This window comes from Mesorhizobium sp. M0870 (assembly GCF_040319775.1).
GTDB lineage: Bacteria > Pseudomonadota > Alphaproteobacteria > Rhizobiales > Rhizobiaceae > Mesorhizobium.
The window spans coordinates 40988-56843 of the sequence record NZ_JAMYOI010000025.1 but is presented as its reverse complement, the minus strand read 5'-3'; the positions used below and the strand labels follow the sequence as shown (position 1 = coordinate 56843).

15 protein-coding genes are annotated in these 15856 nt (G+C 61.6%); 8 read left to right on the top strand and 7 right to left on the bottom strand.

Annotated elements, in window-relative coordinates:
- Positions 1 to 141 precede the first annotated feature (141 nt).
- Complete coding sequence (ileS, locus tag NKH97_RS25320; protein ID WP_023813542.1) at positions 142 to 3135, bottom strand: isoleucine--tRNA ligase; 2994 nt, start codon at positions 3133 to 3135, stop codon at positions 142 to 144.
- 43 nt (positions 3136 to 3178) lie between these two features.
- Here ileS and NKH97_RS25315 point away from each other — a divergent pair, with 43 nt between their 5' ends.
- On the top strand, positions 3179 to 3436 hold the full coding sequence (locus NKH97_RS25315) for a hypothetical protein (protein ID WP_127257956.1): 258 nt from the start codon (positions 3179 to 3181) through the stop codon (positions 3434 to 3436).
- Here NKH97_RS25315 and NKH97_RS25310 read toward each other — a convergent pair.
- A complete protein-coding gene (locus tag NKH97_RS25310) occupies positions 3426 to 4232 on the bottom strand; it encodes a MipA/OmpV family protein (RefSeq protein WP_023813541.1) in 807 nt (268 codons plus the stop codon). The two genes, NKH97_RS25315 and NKH97_RS25310, sit on opposite strands and share 11 nt — an antisense overlap.
- A gap of 194 nt (positions 4233 to 4426) precedes the next feature.
- Here NKH97_RS25310 and NKH97_RS25305 point away from each other — a divergent pair, with 194 nt between their 5' ends.
- Positions 4427 to 4981, top strand: coding sequence for an HdeD family acid-resistance protein (locus tag NKH97_RS25305; RefSeq protein WP_023813540.1), 555 nt, complete (start codon positions 4427 to 4429; stop codon positions 4979 to 4981).
- A gap of 18 nt (positions 4982 to 4999) precedes the next feature.
- Here NKH97_RS25305 and NKH97_RS25300 read toward each other — a convergent pair whose 3' ends face one another.
- The gene (locus tag NKH97_RS25300; protein WP_352799018.1) at positions 5000 to 5980 is read right to left on the bottom strand and encodes a bifunctional riboflavin kinase/FAD synthetase; all 981 of its coding nucleotides are present in this window, start codon (positions 5978 to 5980) and stop codon (positions 5000 to 5002) included.
- A 6-nt stretch (positions 5981 to 5986) separates the two neighbouring features.
- Entirely contained in the window at positions 5987 to 6847 is an 861-nt protein-coding gene (locus tag NKH97_RS25295) for a TIGR01459 family HAD-type hydrolase (RefSeq protein WP_023813538.1), read from the bottom strand.
- A 230-nt stretch (positions 6848 to 7077) separates the two neighbouring features.
- On the opposite strand from NKH97_RS25295, the gene NKH97_RS25290 reads away from it, so the two are divergent.
- Both NKH97_RS25290 and NKH97_RS25285 read left to right on the top strand, forming a co-directional pair.
- Positions 7078 to 9063 carry a TadE/TadG family type IV pilus assembly protein gene (locus NKH97_RS25290; protein WP_023813537.1) on the top strand — a complete coding sequence of 662 codons (1986 nt, stop codon included), beginning with the start codon at positions 7078 to 7080 and terminating at the stop codon, positions 9061 to 9063.
- Positions 9064 to 9194: 131 nt separating this feature from the next.
- Positions 9195 to 9827: a LysE family translocator gene (locus NKH97_RS25285; protein WP_023813536.1), complete on the top strand. Its 633-nt coding sequence runs from the start codon at positions 9195 to 9197 to the stop codon at positions 9825 to 9827.
- A 39-nt stretch (positions 9828 to 9866) separates the two neighbouring features.
- Here the strand turns inward: NKH97_RS25285 and NKH97_RS25280 are convergent, their stop codons facing one another.
- Positions 9867 to 10736 carry a LysR family transcriptional regulator gene (locus NKH97_RS25280; protein ID WP_164892996.1) on the bottom strand — a complete coding sequence of 290 codons (870 nt, stop codon included), beginning with the start codon at positions 10734 to 10736 and terminating at the stop codon, positions 9867 to 9869.
- Positions 10737 to 10817: 81 nt separating this feature from the next.
- Between NKH97_RS25280 and NKH97_RS25275 the strand changes: the two genes are divergently transcribed.
- A complete protein-coding gene (locus NKH97_RS25275) occupies positions 10818 to 11567 on the top strand; it encodes a CTP synthase C-terminal region-related (seleno)protein (RefSeq protein WP_023813534.1) in 750 nt (249 codons plus the stop codon).
- A 48-nt stretch (positions 11568 to 11615) separates the two neighbouring features.
- Here NKH97_RS25275 and NKH97_RS25270 read toward each other — a convergent pair whose 3' ends face one another.
- Positions 11616 to 12440, bottom strand: a complete 825-nt coding sequence (locus NKH97_RS25270) for a DUF2189 domain-containing protein (protein ID WP_023813533.1) — start codon at positions 12438 to 12440, stop codon at positions 11616 to 11618.
- A 300-nt stretch (positions 12441 to 12740) separates the two neighbouring features.
- On the opposite strand from NKH97_RS25270, the gene NKH97_RS25265 reads away from it, so the two are divergent.
- Complete coding sequence (locus NKH97_RS25265) at positions 12741 to 13964, top strand: TadE/TadG family type IV pilus assembly protein (RefSeq protein WP_128304793.1); 1224 nt, start codon at positions 12741 to 12743, stop codon at positions 13962 to 13964.
- A gap of 134 nt (positions 13965 to 14098) precedes the next feature.
- On the opposite strand, the gene NKH97_RS25260 is transcribed toward NKH97_RS25265, so the two are convergent.
- Positions 14099 to 14815 carry a glutathione S-transferase family protein gene (locus NKH97_RS25260; RefSeq protein WP_352442471.1) on the bottom strand — a complete coding sequence of 239 codons (717 nt, stop codon included), beginning with the start codon at positions 14813 to 14815 and terminating at the stop codon, positions 14099 to 14101.
- A gap of 106 nt (positions 14816 to 14921) precedes the next feature.
- On the opposite strand from NKH97_RS25260, the gene NKH97_RS25255 reads away from it, so the two are divergent.
- Positions 14922 to 15278 (top strand): winged helix-turn-helix transcriptional regulator, encoded by a 357-nt coding sequence (locus tag NKH97_RS25255; RefSeq protein ID WP_352442472.1) that lies wholly within the window; start codon positions 14922 to 14924, stop codon positions 15276 to 15278.
- A 59-nt stretch (positions 15279 to 15337) separates the two neighbouring features.
- Positions 15338 to 15847 carry a CAP domain-containing protein gene (locus NKH97_RS25250; protein ID WP_352799014.1) on the top strand — a complete coding sequence of 170 codons (510 nt, stop codon included), beginning with the start codon at positions 15338 to 15340 and terminating at the stop codon, positions 15845 to 15847.
- The last annotated feature ends 9 nt before the right edge of the window (positions 15848 to 15856 follow it).

Genomic DNA, 15856 nt, shown 5'->3' with positions numbered 1-15856 from the left:
CAAGCACTTGCGACGGAAATCCGGCGACAATTTGTCTTCCGGAGTTTCGCGTGTTTACCTCAACCACTCGTTAAGGGCAACGCGCGGGCGGTTTTCGCCCGCCCGGCGTGGCATTTGTGCACCGATCCAGCCGACTAACCGTTAAAGTCGGCCAAGCGTCTTCAATTCATGCAGCACCGCCGCATCCCTAGCCGAAACATCCGGGAATTCCGGATCCTGGCCGACATCGGCGGTGTAGCGCCAGGAGCGTGCACATTTTAACAGGCCACGATCCTCGGCCTTCTCGACCACCACGGCGACACCCTTGACGTCGTCGATCGCGAAGGCACCAGCCGGTGCCTCGCCATGAGCGATGACCAGATCGCTGGTGATCGCCATCTCGGCCATGTCGACATCTGAAATCGCCGCTTCGAGCGCTGCGTCGTTGATTGTGACGACCGGCACCGCTTCCAGCGACGATCCGATCACCTTCTGGGCGCGCGCGATCTCCAGCGCGCCGGTGACGACGCGCCGCACTTGCCGCACCTGGCGCCACTTTTCCGCCAGCGCCTCGTTCTTCCAGTCCGCCGGGATTTGCGGGAACTGGTCGAGATGCACCGAGACGGCGTCGGGATGACGGTCAAGCCAGGCCTCCTCCGTGGTGAAAGGCAGCATCGGCGCCAGCCATTTCACCAGGCAATCGAAGAGATGGCGCACCACCTGCACCGAAGCCTTGCGCTTCAGGCTCGACGGCGCGTCGCAGTAGAGCGCATCCTTGCGGATGTCGAAATAGAACGCCGACAGCTCGACCACCATGAAATCGAGCAGCATGCGGGTGATGCGCTTGAATTCAAAGGCGTCGTAGCCCGAACGCACGACCTCATCGAGCTCGGCCAGCCGGTGCAGCATCAGCCGCTCCAGCTCCGGCATTTTCTCCATCGGCACCTCTTCGCCATCGTCATGGGCAAGCGTACCCAGCATCCAGCGGATGGTGTTGCGCAGCTTGCGGTAGGCGTCGATGTTGGTCTGCAGCACGTTCTTGCCGAGCCGCTGGTCCTCCCAGTAGTCGGTCGTCACCACCCACAGACGCAGTATGTCGGCGCCCGACTGCTTGATGACGTCCTGCGGCACGACGGTGTTGCCGAGCGACTTCGACATCTTGCGGCCATCCTCGTCCATGGTGAAGCCATGGGTGACGACGGTGTCGTAAGGCGCCCTGCCCCTGGTGCCGCAGCTCTCCAGCAGCGACGAATGGAACCAGCCGCGATGCTGGTCGGAGCCTTCGAGATAGACGTCGGCTGGCCATTTCAGGTCAGGACGATCCTCCAGCGTGAAGGCATGCGTCGAGCCCGAATCGAACCAGACGTCGAGGATGTCCATCACCTGCTTCCACTTCGAAGCGTCGTGATTGCCAAGGAAACGCTCCTTGGCATCAGCCGCGAACCAGGCGTCGGCGCCTTCCTGCTCGAAAGCGTCCATGATGCGCTGGTTGACCGCCTCGTCCTTCAGCACATTGCCGTCGGCATCGGCGAACACGGCGATCGGCACGCCCCAGGCGCGCTGGCGCGACAGCACCCAGTCCGGGCGCTCCTCGATCATGGCGCGGATGCGGTTCTGGCCTGCGGCGGGCACGAAGCGGGTGTCGTCGATGGCCTTGAGCGCCCGGCTGCGCAACGTCGAGCCATCGCCGAGGTCCTTGTCCATGTAGACGAACCATTGCGGCGTGTTGCGGAAGATGATCGGTTTCTTGGACCGCCAGGAGTGAGGGTAGCTGTGCTTCAGCCGGCCACGCGCGAACAGCGCGTTGCGTTTGATCAACTCGTCGATGACGGCCTGGTTGGCGTTGCCCTTCTTGCCATTGTCATCGATGACGCGTGCCGGTCCACCCTCGCGGTCGGGGCCGAACCCCGGCGCGTCCTTGGTGAAGAAGCCGCCATCGTCGACGGTGAACGGGATGGCGGGATCGATGCCGCGTGCGCGCAGATCCACCGCCGCGTCCATCCAGGCGTCAAAGTCCTCGCGGCCGTGACCGGGCGCGGTGTGGACGAAGCCGGTGCCGGCATCGTCGGTGACATGGTCGCCGACGAGCATGGGCACATCGAAATGATACCCTCCGTTTAACGCAAAAAATGGATGATCTAACGTTACGTTGGCAAGTTCCTCGCTTGTCACGGTGCGAAGTCGCTTAAAATTCACCTTGGCTTTGGCTGCGCTTTCATCGGCAAGCGCGTCGGCAAAGACCAGCTTCTCACCGGGCTGAGGGCCAAAGTCATTTTCGGCTGCCACGATCTCGTAAAGTCCGTAGGCAATGCGTGGCGAATAGGCTACCGCCCGGTTACCCGGGATCGTCCAAGGCGTTGTCGTCCAGATGACAACTGAAGCATGGGACAAACTGTGCGGCGGCTTTACGACAATTTTCCTGCCAGTTCGCTCACCACCTTCGTCCTCGACGTGTAAAATCGTATCCCCATCAGCAGACTGGATCGGAAACTTCACCCAGATCGTGTCGCTCTCATAGTCGTGGTACTCGATCTCGGCCTCGGCCAGCGCCGTACGCTCGACCACGCTCCACATCACCGGCTTGGAGCCGCGGTAGAGCTGGCCCGACATGGCGAATTTCAAAAGCTCGCCGGCGATCCGCGACTCGGCATGGAAAGCCATCGTCGTATAGGGATTCTCGAAGTCGCCGATGACGCCGAGGCGCTGGAACTCGGCCCCCTGCACCGTGATCCAACCTGCGGCGAACTCACGGCATTCCTTGCGGAATTCGTTGACCGGCACCTCGTCCTTGTTCTTGCCCTTGGCGCGGTACTGCTCCTCGATCTTCCATTCGATCGGCAGGCCGTGACAGTCCCAGCCGGGCACATAGTTCGAGTCGTAACCGCGCATCTGGAACGAGCGGGTGATGACGTCCTTGAGGATCTTGTTCAGCGCATGGCCGATATGGATGTTGCCGTTGGCGTAGGGCGGGCCGTCATGCAGCACGTATTTCGTGCGGCCGGCAGCGCTCTCGCGCAGCTTGCGGTAGAGGTCCATGTCCTGCCAGCGCTTGACCAGCAGCGGCTCCTTCTCCGGCAAGCCGGCACGCATCGGGAAATCCGTCCGCGGCAGGTAAAGCGTCTTGGAATAGTCGATCGTTTCAGTTGTATCGGTCATTGGTCTGCCATGTGCATTGCCCGGCGGCAAAAGAGCTCGGGCGTTGAACTATACTTTTGCGCATGTCGTTTTCCCAAAACCGGGGCCACTTTTGGGCGACATGCCTGATGATCTGGAAAAAGCGCGAGAGGCCGCGCGCAGAATTCCCGGCGGTTCCGGCGACCCTCAGGCCGCCCGGAACACCGGGCCGGTAATTCGTATCGTCAGCACGCGAAGGCGCGAAAAGCTCGTCATTGGTGGGCTTTTAGCGGAGATAGACGCAGGAATAAAGCGTCTCTCGTTCGATTCACCTACATCGTGAAATCGAAGCGGTAGGTGGTCGACACGCCAATCATAAACTGGTTGCGGTCGCCACGCTCCTTGACCAGGCTGGAATCGGCCGCCGGTCCCATCAGGCGCGAATATTCGCCAAACAGGCTGGCAGTCATCGGCTCGGTCACCTTCCAGGTGATAGCGCCGCCGAGGCCGGTCGATTTCAACCCGCCACCGGGATGGTATTCGCTCAAGCCCGAGGCCACCGCTTCCTGCGCGTTGACGCCATAATAGGCGTCGAAATAGTTGCCTGAGGCGAAGGAAACACGCGGTCCTCCCGAAATCCTGACGGTCGGCGTCACGTCGTAAAAGGCGTCGGCGGCGATGTCGGCGACAAAGCCGTTGTGGGCGCGAATGCCGTGGCGCAGCTCGGCGCGGGCGCGCAGCCAGTCCGTCGGATAGAATTCGAAGAAGCCGCCGACTTCGCCGCCCCAGCGCACCGGATCGAGGCCCTTCAGCTCATCGGCGTTGTCATCGTCGCGGGAAAACAGGAACTTGCCGGTCAGGCCGGCGCGGACACCGCCATCATCGACCAGCGCCAGCGAGATGTTGTCGTTGCGCGAGACAAAGCGGGCGGCAGGTCCGGCCTTGCCCAGCGAAATGATCGGCGAGGCGCTGAGCAGGTACTTCTTGCCGCCCTCGAAATTCGGCGCCACCATGCCAGTGGCGCCAACGGTCAGATACCAGTCGCCGGACAGCCAGCTGCCCTCGCCCGCATTGGCAACGCCCGCGCCACCCAGCATCGCAGCGGCCAACACCAGAGAGATTCTTCCGACCGGACTCATGGCCACTCCACTAACACAACACACACGGTTACCGACGACAGCTTTGACGGCCGTTTGGTAAAATTTGATTTAAACCCGAGACATACGCTCGCGCTTTGCCGCGATCCGGCTGCCGGTCATCGACTGGACGTTGGCCCGCGCCCGGATTACCTTCCATTCGCAGTATTCCGCAGCCCTCGATGGAGACCGCGACAATGACCCTGCATGGCGACGCCTTGAAAATCGCGATCGAACAGACACGGACAAAATGGGGATGGTTTGTCGCGCTCGGTGTGCTGCTGCTCATCTTCGGCGGCATTGCCTTTGCCAATCTGTTCGTCGCCACGGTGGCTTCCGTCTACGTCGTGGGATGGCTGATGCTGATGGCGGGCATCATCGAGATCGTGCATGCGTTCGGCGTCAAGACCTGGAGCCGCTTCTTCTACTGGCTGCTCAGCGGACTGCTGTACGCCGTTGCCGGCTTCTTCGCTTTCGGCAATCCGTTGCTTGCCTCGGCGGTGCTGACGTTCCTGCTGGCGATCGCGCTGGTCGCGTCAGGGGTGCTCAGGGCCTGGGTCGGCTACAGCCATCGGCCGGAACGCGGCTGGGGCTGGATCGTCGCCGCCGGTGTCATCAGCGCCCTTGCAGGTCTGATCATCGCCATGGGCTGGCCGGTCAACAGCCTGTGGGTGCTCGGTCTGTTCCTTGCGATCGATCTGATCTTCCAGGGCTGGACCTTCATCGCCGTCGGCCTCGCGCTGAAAAAATAGCCGGGATCACGCCTGGACTCAAAAAGCCATGGCCGCGTCGAGATCGGAGAGCGGCTTGACGCCGGCAAGCAGCGCGCGTGCCTCGGCTTCATCGCGCTTCATCTGCGCGACCAGCGCATCGAGCCCTTCGAACTTCACCTCCGGGCGCAGGAAACCGAAGAAGGAAACCTGACAGACCTCGCCATAGAGGTCTTCGGAGAAGTCGAAGACGAAGGTTTCAAGCAGCGGCGCGCCATTGTCGTCGACCGTCGGGCGACGGCCGAAGCTGGCGACGCCGTCGTGAAGCGTGCCGTCGGCGCGGCGGAAGCGGACGGCATAGATGCCCTCCTTGAGTGCGGCTTCAGCCGACAGCCTCATATTCGCGGTTGGAAAGCCAAGGGTGTGGCCAAGCTGCTGTCCGCCGACCACCTCGCTTTCGACGGTGAAGCGGTAGCCGAGCAGACCGGCGGCTTCAGCCACCTCGCCCTCGCCCAGCAATCCGCGGATGCGGCTGGACGACACCACCTCGGCGCCCTCGTCCCGGAAGGCGTCGACGAGCGTGACGCCGAAGCCATGACGTTCGCCGGCCGCCATCAGGTAGGCCGGGCCGCCTTGACGATCCTTGCCGAAGTGGAAATCGAACCCGGTCACGGCGTGGGTAATGCCAAGGTTCGTTTCCAGCACATCCGTCACGAACGCTTCCGCCGACAGCGAGGCGAAGTCGCGCGTGAACGGCTGTTCGACCAGCGCGGCAAAGCCCAGCAGCGACAGGAGCCTCGCCTTCATCGGCGGCGGCGTCAGCACGAACAACGGGATATCAGGCCTGAAGATCTTGCGCGGATGCGGTTCGAATGTCAGCACCAGGGCCGGCACTCCACGCCGTCCGGCCTCGGCAGAGGCCCGCTCGAGCACCGCCTGATGGCCGCGATGGACGCCATCGAAATTGCCGATCGCCACCACGCCGCCGCGCAGGTCGGCGGGAAGCGGCGCGGTTGCCAGGATGCGTTGGAAGGCTGCCATCGTCACCTACCGAAGTCTGGGAATGACGGCCACCGGACCATAGCCATGCTTTTCCAGGAACGCCGCCAGTCTTGCCGGGTCCGGGTACAGGGCATCGCCATAGTCGCGGGCATGGATGCCGCCGGAGACATAAAGAACATCGAAGCCATTGTCGGCGGCGCCCTTCACATCGGTCATCATGCCGTCGCCGATGGCCAGCACCTGGCCGCGCTCGACCGGCTGGCCAAGAATCTCGGCGACCTCTTTCATCGCGAGATTGTAGATCGGCGCGTAAGGTTTTCCAGCGATCAATGTGCGGCCGCCGAGCTGGGCGTAGTCACGCGCCAGCGCGCCGGCACACCATATGATGCGTTCGCCGCGCTCGACCACGATGTCGGGATTTGCGCAGATGAAAGGCAGGTTCCGGGCGCGCAGCCGCCGCAGGAGCTCCGTGTAATCCTCGGGGTTTTCGACCTCGTCGTCGAACAGGCCGGTGCAGACGATGCCGGACGCCTCGAACTCCTCGACAAGCTCGACGTCGAGACCTTCATAGAGGGTGAAGTCCCGGTCGGCGCCGATATGGAAAATCTTGCGCGGCCCTTCGGCGATCAGATCCCGCGTCACGTCGCCTGAGGTAACCACCCGGTCGTAGGCTGACGGTGGAACACCGATCGCGTTCATCTGCGCCACGACATCGGCACTTCTGCGCGGCGAATTGGTGATGAGGACGACGGGGATTTTCGCCTCTCGAGCCCTTGCCAATGCCGAGGCCGCCGCCGGGAAATGCGTTTCACCATTGTGCACCACGCCCCAGACGTCGCACAGGATTGCCGAATAGGCCTTCGACACGTCTTCGAGCGAGCTGATGATTTCAGGCGAATCCGCCATGCCGTTTCCTTCAGTCATGATCGTTGCGATCGCCGCGACCGACGGTTCGCCGCAGCCGGTTCGGATTAGCCGAACCGCCCCGGCCTGTCATCAGCTTTCGCCAGGCACGATTGGTTAGCGGTTGGTGAAGCGCTGCCCCGGCAATCGAGCGATTTCCCAAACACGGCCTTCAGCGTTTTGTGGAAAGCTGGCATTGATCGAGAATCCGCCGGCGGGGGCCGCTGCAAGACATGCATGGACTTTGGCGTCAGTTCTGCCGCGACCAACGCGGCAACTATGCTCTTATGACCGTCGTCGCGATGGTTCCGCTCATGGGCGCCCTGGCGATGGCCGTCGACTTCACCGAGATGAGCCGCGAAAAACAGGCGGTTTCGAATGCGCTCGATGCCGCAAACTTCGCCACGGCGCGCCGGCTGACGGAAGGTGCTACCGACGACCAGTTGAGAGCCTATGCGCTCGATTTCTTCAATGCCAACCTCAACAAGATCAACCCTGCCAACACGACGCTCAGCGTCACCTTGCCAAGCAACACCGCCGGCGGGGGCTTGCTCAAGATGAGCGCGCGGCTTGACTACAAGCCCTATTTCTATCCGGTCTTCGGTCAGCTCGTCGGCAAATCCGAAACCGACGCCAACCAGAAGATCAGCTTCAACGTCTCCTCGGAAGTGCGGCTGAAGAACACTCTTGAAGTCGCCCTGGTGCTCGACAATTCCGGGTCGATGACCAAGACCGGAACGGGCTCGGGGCAAACGCGGATCGACCTTCTCAAGACCGCGGCCAAACAGCTGGTCGACACGCTGGCCCAGCAGGCGGCGATGATCAAGCAGGTCGACAGGCCGGTGCAGTTCGGCCTCGTGCCGTTTGCCGCCTCGGTCAATGTCGGACCCGGCAACGGTAACGCGTCCTGGATGGACACCGAAGGACTGTCGCCGGTATCGAACGAGAATTTCGACTGGTCGACGCTGAACGCGGTCGACAAATACGCCCAGCAGACCAACGGTATCTGGTACAAGCGCGGCACCGGATGGGGTACCGGCGAAGGCCAGATGCTGACCCGGTTTTCGCTCTACCGAGACATGAAGGTCGTCACCAACCATGAGCGTGTCACCAACAGCAAGCGCGTGGTTTGCGACGAATACAACTCGAACAACACCTGCAAACGCGACCACGACGAATACGACTACATCGATTCCTATGGCCCGTTCGCCAGTTGGCAGGGTTGCGTCGAGGCCAGGCCCTATCCCTACAATGTCAACGACGCGGCGCCTTCCGGCGGCTCTGCGAACACCGGCATAGGGATTGGCGATCCGGCGACGATGTTCGTGCCGATGTTCGCCCCTGACGAACCCGGCAACCATTGGAAGATCACTCAGGATCCGGATGAGGCCGCGCCGACGGCCTATGGCGCTATCAACAGCTGGTGGAATGACGACCCGACAAGCAGCACCGGCCAATCCCGGTTGCGCAACATGGCCAAATATTTCCAGCCGCGGCCGATCAATGCGCCGGCGCTGGCCGCCGGCAACGGGCCGAACTACAGCTGCTCCACCAACCCGATCACGCCGCTGACCGATGTCAGCGTTGCCACTGGGCTCACGGCGATCAAGGCCGCGATCGACCTGATGAAGCCCGATGGCGGCACCAATGTTCCCGAAGGCATCGCCTGGGGATGGCGCGTGGTTTCGAGCGGCGAGCCCTTCACGCAAGGACGCCCGGAAACCGAGAGGGGCAACGACAAGGTCGTGATCGTGCTGACCGACGGCGCCAACACCTACTACACGCCTTCCTCGCTCGGCTATTCCGACCCCGCCGATTCGAAGTCGACCTATGCGTCCTTCGGCTATCTCAAACCCGGCTACAACGGCACGTCGGTGGGCCGCCTGTTCATGGGCACATCGAGCACCATTGGCCAATTCGATTATTCTAACGGCAATTATACCAACGCGCTCAACGAGCAGATGGCGACGCTTTGCAACAACGCCAAGGCAGCCAACATCATGGTGATGACTGTGGCGCTCGATCTGTCGACGACTAAAATCGCCGACCAGCAGGCGATCGAGGCGCTGAAATCCTGCTCGTCGAACTCGCGCTTCCGCAAGGATCCAACGGACGCGAGCAAGCCGGCAAAACTGTTCTGGAACGCCACCGGCGCCAGCTTGTCGAACGATTTCAAGGAAATCGGCAACGAACTGTCGAACCTGCGCGTCGTCGGCTGATCCGTAGGCACCGGCGGCTAGCTGGAACAACGGCTGGCGCCGCCATGCACTTGCGCGCGCCTGCCGGGACAGGCACATGTTGGCCGCCTGCCGGATCGTGCATCCATTCGCGGCGCGCTGGGGAAGAACAGATGCCCGAAACGGCCAATCATCTCGCCTTCGCGCTGGTCTGCCTCGGCATGGTGCTGACGCCTGGCCCCAACATGATCTATCTGATCTCGCGTTCCCTGTCGCAGGGGCCGAAGGCGGGGCTCATCTCGCTTGGCGGCGTGGCACTCGGCTTTGTCTTCTATGTGCTGGCGGCGGCGTTCGGCATCACCGCGCTGCTGCTCGCCGTGCCCTACGCCTATGACGCGCTGCGCTTTGCCGGCGTGCTCTATCTCCTGTGGCTGGCCTGGCAGGCGGTGAAGCCGGGCGGACGCTCGCCGTTCGAAGTGCGCGAATTGCCGAGGGACAGGCCGCGCAAGCTTTTCGCCATGGGCCTGATGACGAATCTGCTCAATCCGAAGGTGGCCGTGCTCTATCTGTCGCTGTTGCCGCAGTTCATCAGCCCCGGCAAAGGCCACGTCCTGTCGCAGCTACTGGTGCTCGGCGCGACGCAGATTTCGATCAGTCTCAGCGTCAATGCCGTCATCGCGGTGACGGCCGGCTCGATCGCCACCTTTCTCGCCGGACGGCCTTTGTGGCTGGTCATCCAGCGCTGGATGATGGGCACCGTGCTGGCGGCACTTGCGCTGAAGATGGCGACAGAGGCGCAGCGCTGAATTCGCCTTGGACGATGATCGCGAGCTGAGCTAGAAACGTCAGGGCGCCAGCAGCTGCACGAATTTCTCCGCGGCTGGCGAACGATTGGCCCTTGCAAGACTGACAACGAGCAGCCGCCTCTGAACACAAGGAACAATGGGAATTCGACACACGCGAGCGTCTCCTTCCGGAGTGGAAAGCTCAGGCATCAGTGTCACACCGATCCCCTGCGACACCATTTCCACCAGGGCAGCCGTATCGCGAACCGTAAGGACAACCTTAGGCGAGATGTTCACGGATGCGAAGAGCTGACGGATGACCGGCTCGCAACCAGAGCCCGACATGATGAAATTCTCGTCGGCCAGGTCGCACAATTTGACGCGCGCCGTCGCTGCTAGCGGGTGGTCGCAAGCAGCAAGAAAGACGAAATCATCCTCCAGGACTACATCCCCGACAGTTTCGGCTGATTGTTCGGAGGTCAGGCCGACGTCAACGACTGCTGTTTCAACCCATTCCAGAACCTCATGATCGGTTCCTTCCAGCAAAACCAGTTCGACGCCGGGGAAAAGCCGCTGGAAGCGGGCAAGTATTTGCGGCAGCAAACGCTCTACCGCGCTTGCCACGCTTCCAATGCGCAACCGCCCGGTCTGAGCGCCTGAAGCTGCGGCGCTCCTTTGCTGGATTCGCTCGATGGCCAGAACGGCCTCTCGCGCATCCTGAAGCACTGCTTGTCCAATTTCCGTCGGAAACACCCCGTTCTTGCCGCGAACCAGAAGCTTCACTCCAAGAACGCCTTCAAGGCTTCTCATCGCCTGGCTTGCGCCCGACTGCGTCATGCCGATCCGCGTAGCGGCCGTCGAAAAGCTCGCGTCTTCGACAATCATGGTCAGGACCCGCAGCTGAGCGAGAGTGATATTAGTGATAGTCATGATAGATATCATCCGAATGCATTTTACTTATGCATCTCCGATAACGCATCTGGAAGCTCACTTCAATTCATAGGAGCTCTCATGACACAACGACTCGCATTGGCGCTGATCGGTGAATACACGCCATCTTTCGAACCACACGCCAAGATGGACGAAGCGCTGGATCATGCCGGGTCCACGCTCGGTATCCAGTACGAACACCAGTGGATTTCGACCGAAGAACTGATCACCGGGGTCAGCGACAAGCTGGCACCTTTTGATGCGATCTGGATCGCTCCAGGCAGCCCGTACAGGAGCATGAATGGCGCTCTGAATGCCATCCGGCATGCCAGGGAAAACGAAATTCCTGCTTTGGGAACCTGCGGCGGTTGCCAGCATATGGTCGTCGAATATGCCCGCAACGTGCTGGGTTTCCAGGACGCCGAGCATGCGGAATACGATCCCTATGCTTCCACCCTGTTCGTCACACAGCTGACCTGTTCACTCGTTGGGCAAACCATGGACGTATTTCTGACGCGAGGGAGCCGGGCAGCGCGGATTTATGGACAAACGAACACGAAAGAGCGCTACTATTGCAACTTCGGCATCAATCCAGCCTACCAGAAAGAACTGGACGCCGGCGGCTTTCACATTGTCGGCAGGGATTCGAATGGCGAGGCTCGCGTCCTCCTGCTGCCATCCCACCCATTCTACCTTGCCACGCTCTTCGTGCCGCAGCTGACGTCGACAAAGCAGCACCCGCATCCAATCATTGTCGCCTTCCTGGAAAGCGCCCGGTCAAGACCGCGCGCCGCGTTTTGGGGCGGTGATGTTTCCCAGCTCAATCGCTGAACGGCCTATCGTCGTTGAGTGATTGCAAGAAGTTAGCGACAGCGCACCCTACATCGGCCGCCTTGTCTGCTGCGCCCGCTCGGGCTCGACCACCTTGCGGTAGAGATGCCAGGTGGCATGGCCGAGCACCGGCATGACGACGGCTAGCCCGGCAAACAGCGGGATGGAACCGATCACCAGAAGCACGGCGACCAGCAAGCCCCACAGCGCCATCTGCAGCGGGTTGGCCATTACCGCCCGGGCCGAGGTCTCGATCGCCGAAACGGCGCCGACGTCACGGTCGAGCAGCAGCGGGAAGGCAACCACGGTGGTGGCCAGCACGATTACGGCAAAGACAAAGCCCGCGGCATTGCCGGCAAGGATCAGCGTCCAGCCCTTGCTGGTGGTCAGCACGTCGCGGATGAAGCCACCGATCGAGGCCGGCGGCTGGTCGCCGAACAGGCCGGTGTAGATCGATTGCGCGGTGTAGAGCCATAACAGGAACAGCGCCACCAGCATGATCCCGATGACGGCGATCGACGGAACCGCGGACGAGCGCCGCACATCAAACGCGTGCCGCCAGGAGGTGTTCATGCCGAGTTCGCGCCGGCGGCTGATCTCGTAAAGGCCGAGCGCCGCAAAGGGCCCGACCAGCGCGAAACCCGACATCAGGGGATAGATGAGCTGGATGGCGTTGGCCCCGGACGTCCACTGCGTCAGGATCAGGCCGACGATGGGATAGATCAAGCACAGGAACACATAGTGCGAAGGTTTTGCCCAGAAATCCTCGACGCCGAGGCGCAGCGCATCCCAAAGGTCCGACGTGGTGATGCGGCGCACCGTTGGCTGCACATGCATTCCACGTGCGTCCGCCATGACATGAAAGCCGGCCATAACCTTCCTCCCGTGTGTCGGGGCGGTCACCGCCAGGATGGCCGCCAGAGCTGCCACTTCAAGAACGAGAGGCACGATAGCAGAGTTGGCGGCGATTGTCGCCGCGTCAATTGCCTGGGGAGCAACTCCTCGTAGTGTTCAACTCTCCGTATGGCCTCTCATATGGCGTACCTTGGCGGTCCTTCATTTTGACCAATCATTGTGCTGCATTTTAGCATTTACGCATTTTAGCATTTACTTAAATTGCTCGTAGGGATCTTTGGCGTATCACCTGAGCTTTACGAAGTTCGGCGAGGAACTATGTTCGCATTGAAAGGCTTTTGGTCTTCGGAGCGTGGCAACTTTGCCATAACGACCGCCATCGGGATGCTGCCGATAATGATTGGTTTGGCCGGCGCCGTTGATCTGATCGGCACGAGCCATGACGCCTCGCAACTACAGAACTCGCTTGACGCGGCGGGGCTCGCCATCGGCACGAAGTTCTCTCCCGATATGGCGGCCGGCGATGTCCAGCAGCTTGGGCTGCAATTCTTCGCCGCCAATATGAGCGTGGCCGACCAGCAGGAATATCTGGGCAGCGTCTCCGCTTTCGCGGCAACGGCAAGCGGCAGCCCAAGCGCCTACTTTATCTCGCTGTCGTCCAGCATAAGCCGCCCAAGCTTCATCAGCGCCTCGGCCCCCTGGCAGGCCTACCGCTCGGCCTCGGTCAAGATAAAACCTGGCGCGCAGGCCTGCGTGCTGGCGCTCGATCCGCATGCGTCCGCCGCCGTGAACCTGCAGGGCTCGACCAACGTCTCGATGGACAATTGTGTGATCGCGGCGAACTCGGACGCCCCCGATTCCGTGAACAGGGGCGGCTCCGCCCTGGTTTCAGCGGGCTGTGTCTCAACTGTCGGCGGCACCAGCGGGCTGTTGCCACCCAGCGCCAGTCTCGCCTGCGGAACGCCGCACGAACATCGGTACGCATCCTTTGATCCGCTGGCCGACGTCGTTCCTCCCCCTTACACATTGTGTTTGCCGGTCCCGAACGGCAAAACCTACACGCTGTCGCCAGGCACTTATTGCGACAAGACATTGTCGGGAAACATCACGCTTAATCCGGGCGTCTACATCATGCGCGGCACCACCATAAAGCCAGGGGGAAACGGCAGCCTGACTGGCCAGGGCGTGACCATATTTCTCATGGAAAGCGCTCAGATCTACATAAATGCCAATGAGAAGGTGAACCTTTCCCCGCCCACCAGCGGCCCTTATGCCGGTATCACCATTTTTCAGGATCACGGCAACACGTCTGCTCTGACATTGAATGGCGGCGCAAATTCCGTGATCAGCGGTTTTATCTACGCGCCGGACGCGCCCATTTCCTACGCCGGCAACTCTGATATGAGCGCCCAGGGCAACTGTCTCAGGCTTGTCGGCAATACGATACAGATGACCGGAAACTCGTCCGTCAAGTCGGACTGCGCGGCGGCGCTTGGAAATCGCACAATGTATGCCGATCGGATGATCACTCTGGTGAAATGAGAAACGACAGGCGGCCCAAGCGGTCGCGTTGAGAAAAATGGCGGTCGCGTTTAACAATGCCGGAGTGCGGCGACCGCACTCCGGCAGATCAGTGCCTCTCACAAAGGCACATCCTGGTTGAAAATGGGGTATCGCTACGATTGCGCCGGTGCAGCGAAGCGATCGATCACCTCAGTCAGGGGGACGTGGCCAAGGCAGGCGCCAGAACCGGCGGGTTGTTCGCCATCCTCGACAGCCAGGGCATAACGCACGGCCGGATCGGCTTCGATGCGAAGGCGCAATCCGGCCAGCTTGGGATAGGCAGCGCCGTCGATCGCCTGGTGAAATTCCGCCCAGCGTGCCACGCCGATCAGCGTGGTATCGGCAAGAGTCAGCCCGTCGCCGACCAGGAAATCCGTACCGGCGATCATCGCCTCGAGCCGATCATGACGTTCCGCAACGGCCTTGCGGCCGAACTCCCGCAAGGTCGCCTTCAGCGCGGGTTCATCCGCCGCCATTTCCAATGCCACCCAGAGCGGGCTGAAGGCGGCGGTGAAACCGGTGTTCACGAAGGCCATCAACTGGTGCATGCGGTCGGCTTGCGGCGTGCGCGGTTCGAAGCTGATGCGACGCTGTGTGTCGCGGGCTTCGAGCCATGCGGCGATGGCCATTGTCTCGGTGAGCACCCGGCCTTCGTCGGTGATCAGCACCGGCGTTTCCTGACGGTCGTTGATGCTGGCATAGGCATCGTTTTTCATCTCGGTGAGCATGTCGACGCGGCACAGGCGATAGGGTTGCCCGACGCGTTCGAAGGCAGCGACGAGCCCCATCGAGCTTCCCGCCGGGAAGCCATAAAGCAGGATAGGTTCCATTTGTTTTCTTCCGTGATTGAGGAGATCACGCCGCGCAGCGAAACTTGACCCTAAACGCTGGTCGTCCCATGTAAATTACGCACAATTCTGTAACCAGGATCCGCCCATGAAAGACGTCGTCTCACGCTGCCCGATCGAAGAGACCATGCGCGTGCTCAGCGGCCGCTGGCCCACGCTGCTGCTCTATTATCTGAAGGACGGGACCAAGCGGTTCAGTGACCTGAGACGCGACAACCCCACCGTGTCGCACCGCATTCTGGCTCTGGAACTGCGCAAGCTCGAGGACGCCGGTATCGTGAGGCGAACGGCCCGCTCGGGCTATCCGCTGCGGGTCGACTATGACCTCACGGCGCCTGGCCGCAAGCTTGTACCGCTCATCGACGCGCTGGGCTCGTGGTGGGTGCATACGGAAGACGACCGGATGCGCGGTTCCTCGGACGCAGATCTCGATACTGCCGCCTAACATCTTCGATTTTCGCCGCCCTGCCCGGCAAAAGCCATGATCGACGTTATCTCAGGGGCATGACCATAGCGAAAATCGAAACCTACCCGATGCCGAATCTGAACAGGCGCATGGTGTTGACCGGCCTCGCCGCCCTAGCGGGACTCGCCGCCTGCAGCGCTGTTTCACTGCCAACCGGCGAAGGCGCCGGGGTCTCCTCCTCCGCCACCGGCACGCTGGCCAGTATCCGCGCCTCGGCCGGGCTGGCGCCGATGGTCCCCGACCGGCAGCTCGAACAGGCCGCCCTGCAGCAGGCCGGCTACATGGCGCAGCGCCGCCGCATGAGCCACACCACCGGCTGGGGCAAGGATTTCGCCTCGCGCGTCAGGGACAATCGAATTTCCGGTGCCGCGGCGGAGAACATCGCCGAGGGCCGTTTCGATCTTGAGAAGCTGTTCGACATCTGGGTGCATTCGCCCGGCCATCGCCGCAACATGCTCGACCCGCGCTTCACCCGCTTCGGCCTTGCCTATGTGCGCGACGGCGGCGACAGCAAGCTCCGTTACTGGAGCCTGGTGCTCGGAAAATAGGATGGAAAG

What these genes read in the sequence shown, in the direction of transcription:
- NKH97_RS25265 (WP_128304793.1), top strand. Translation starts at nt 12,741, where the DNA reads ATGTTCGCATTGAAAGGCTTTTGGTCTTCGGAGCGTGGCAACTTTGCC.
- NKH97_RS25275 (WP_023813534.1), top strand. Translation starts at nt 10,818, where the DNA reads ATGACACAACGACTCGCATTGGCGCTGATCGGTGAATACACGCCATCT.
- NKH97_RS25300 (WP_352799018.1), bottom strand. Translation starts at nt 5,980, where the DNA reads ATGGCAGCCTTCCAACGCATCCTGGCAACCGCGCCGCTTCCCGCCGAC.
- NKH97_RS25285 (WP_023813536.1), top strand. Translation starts at nt 9,195, where the DNA reads ATGCCCGAAACGGCCAATCATCTCGCCTTCGCGCTGGTCTGCCTCGGC.
- NKH97_RS25270 (WP_023813533.1), bottom strand. Translation starts at nt 12,440, where the DNA reads ATGGCCGGCTTTCATGTCATGGCGGACGCACGTGGAATGCATGTGCAG.
- NKH97_RS25280 (WP_164892996.1), bottom strand. Translation starts at nt 10,736, where the DNA reads ATGACTATCACTAATATCACTCTCGCTCAGCTGCGGGTCCTGACCATG.
- NKH97_RS25310 (WP_023813541.1), bottom strand. Translation starts at nt 4,232, where the DNA reads ATGAGTCCGGTCGGAAGAATCTCTCTGGTGTTGGCCGCTGCGATGCTG.
- NKH97_RS25260 (WP_352442471.1), bottom strand. Translation starts at nt 14,815, where the DNA reads ATGGAACCTATCCTGCTTTATGGCTTCCCGGCGGGAAGCTCGATGGGG.
- ileS (WP_023813542.1), bottom strand. Translation starts at nt 3,135, where the DNA reads ATGACCGATACAACTGAAACGATCGACTATTCCAAGACGCTTTACCTG.
- NKH97_RS25255 (WP_352442472.1), top strand. Translation starts at nt 14,922, where the DNA reads ATGAAAGACGTCGTCTCACGCTGCCCGATCGAAGAGACCATGCGCGTG.
- NKH97_RS25305 (WP_023813540.1), top strand. Translation starts at nt 4,427, where the DNA reads ATGACCCTGCATGGCGACGCCTTGAAAATCGCGATCGAACAGACACGG.
- NKH97_RS25290 (WP_023813537.1), top strand. Translation starts at nt 7,078, where the DNA reads ATGCATGGACTTTGGCGTCAGTTCTGCCGCGACCAACGCGGCAACTAT.
- NKH97_RS25250 (WP_352799014.1), top strand. Translation starts at nt 15,338, where the DNA reads ATGACCATAGCGAAAATCGAAACCTACCCGATGCCGAATCTGAACAGG.
- NKH97_RS25295 (WP_023813538.1), bottom strand. Translation starts at nt 6,847, where the DNA reads ATGGCGGATTCGCCTGAAATCATCAGCTCGCTCGAAGACGTGTCGAAG.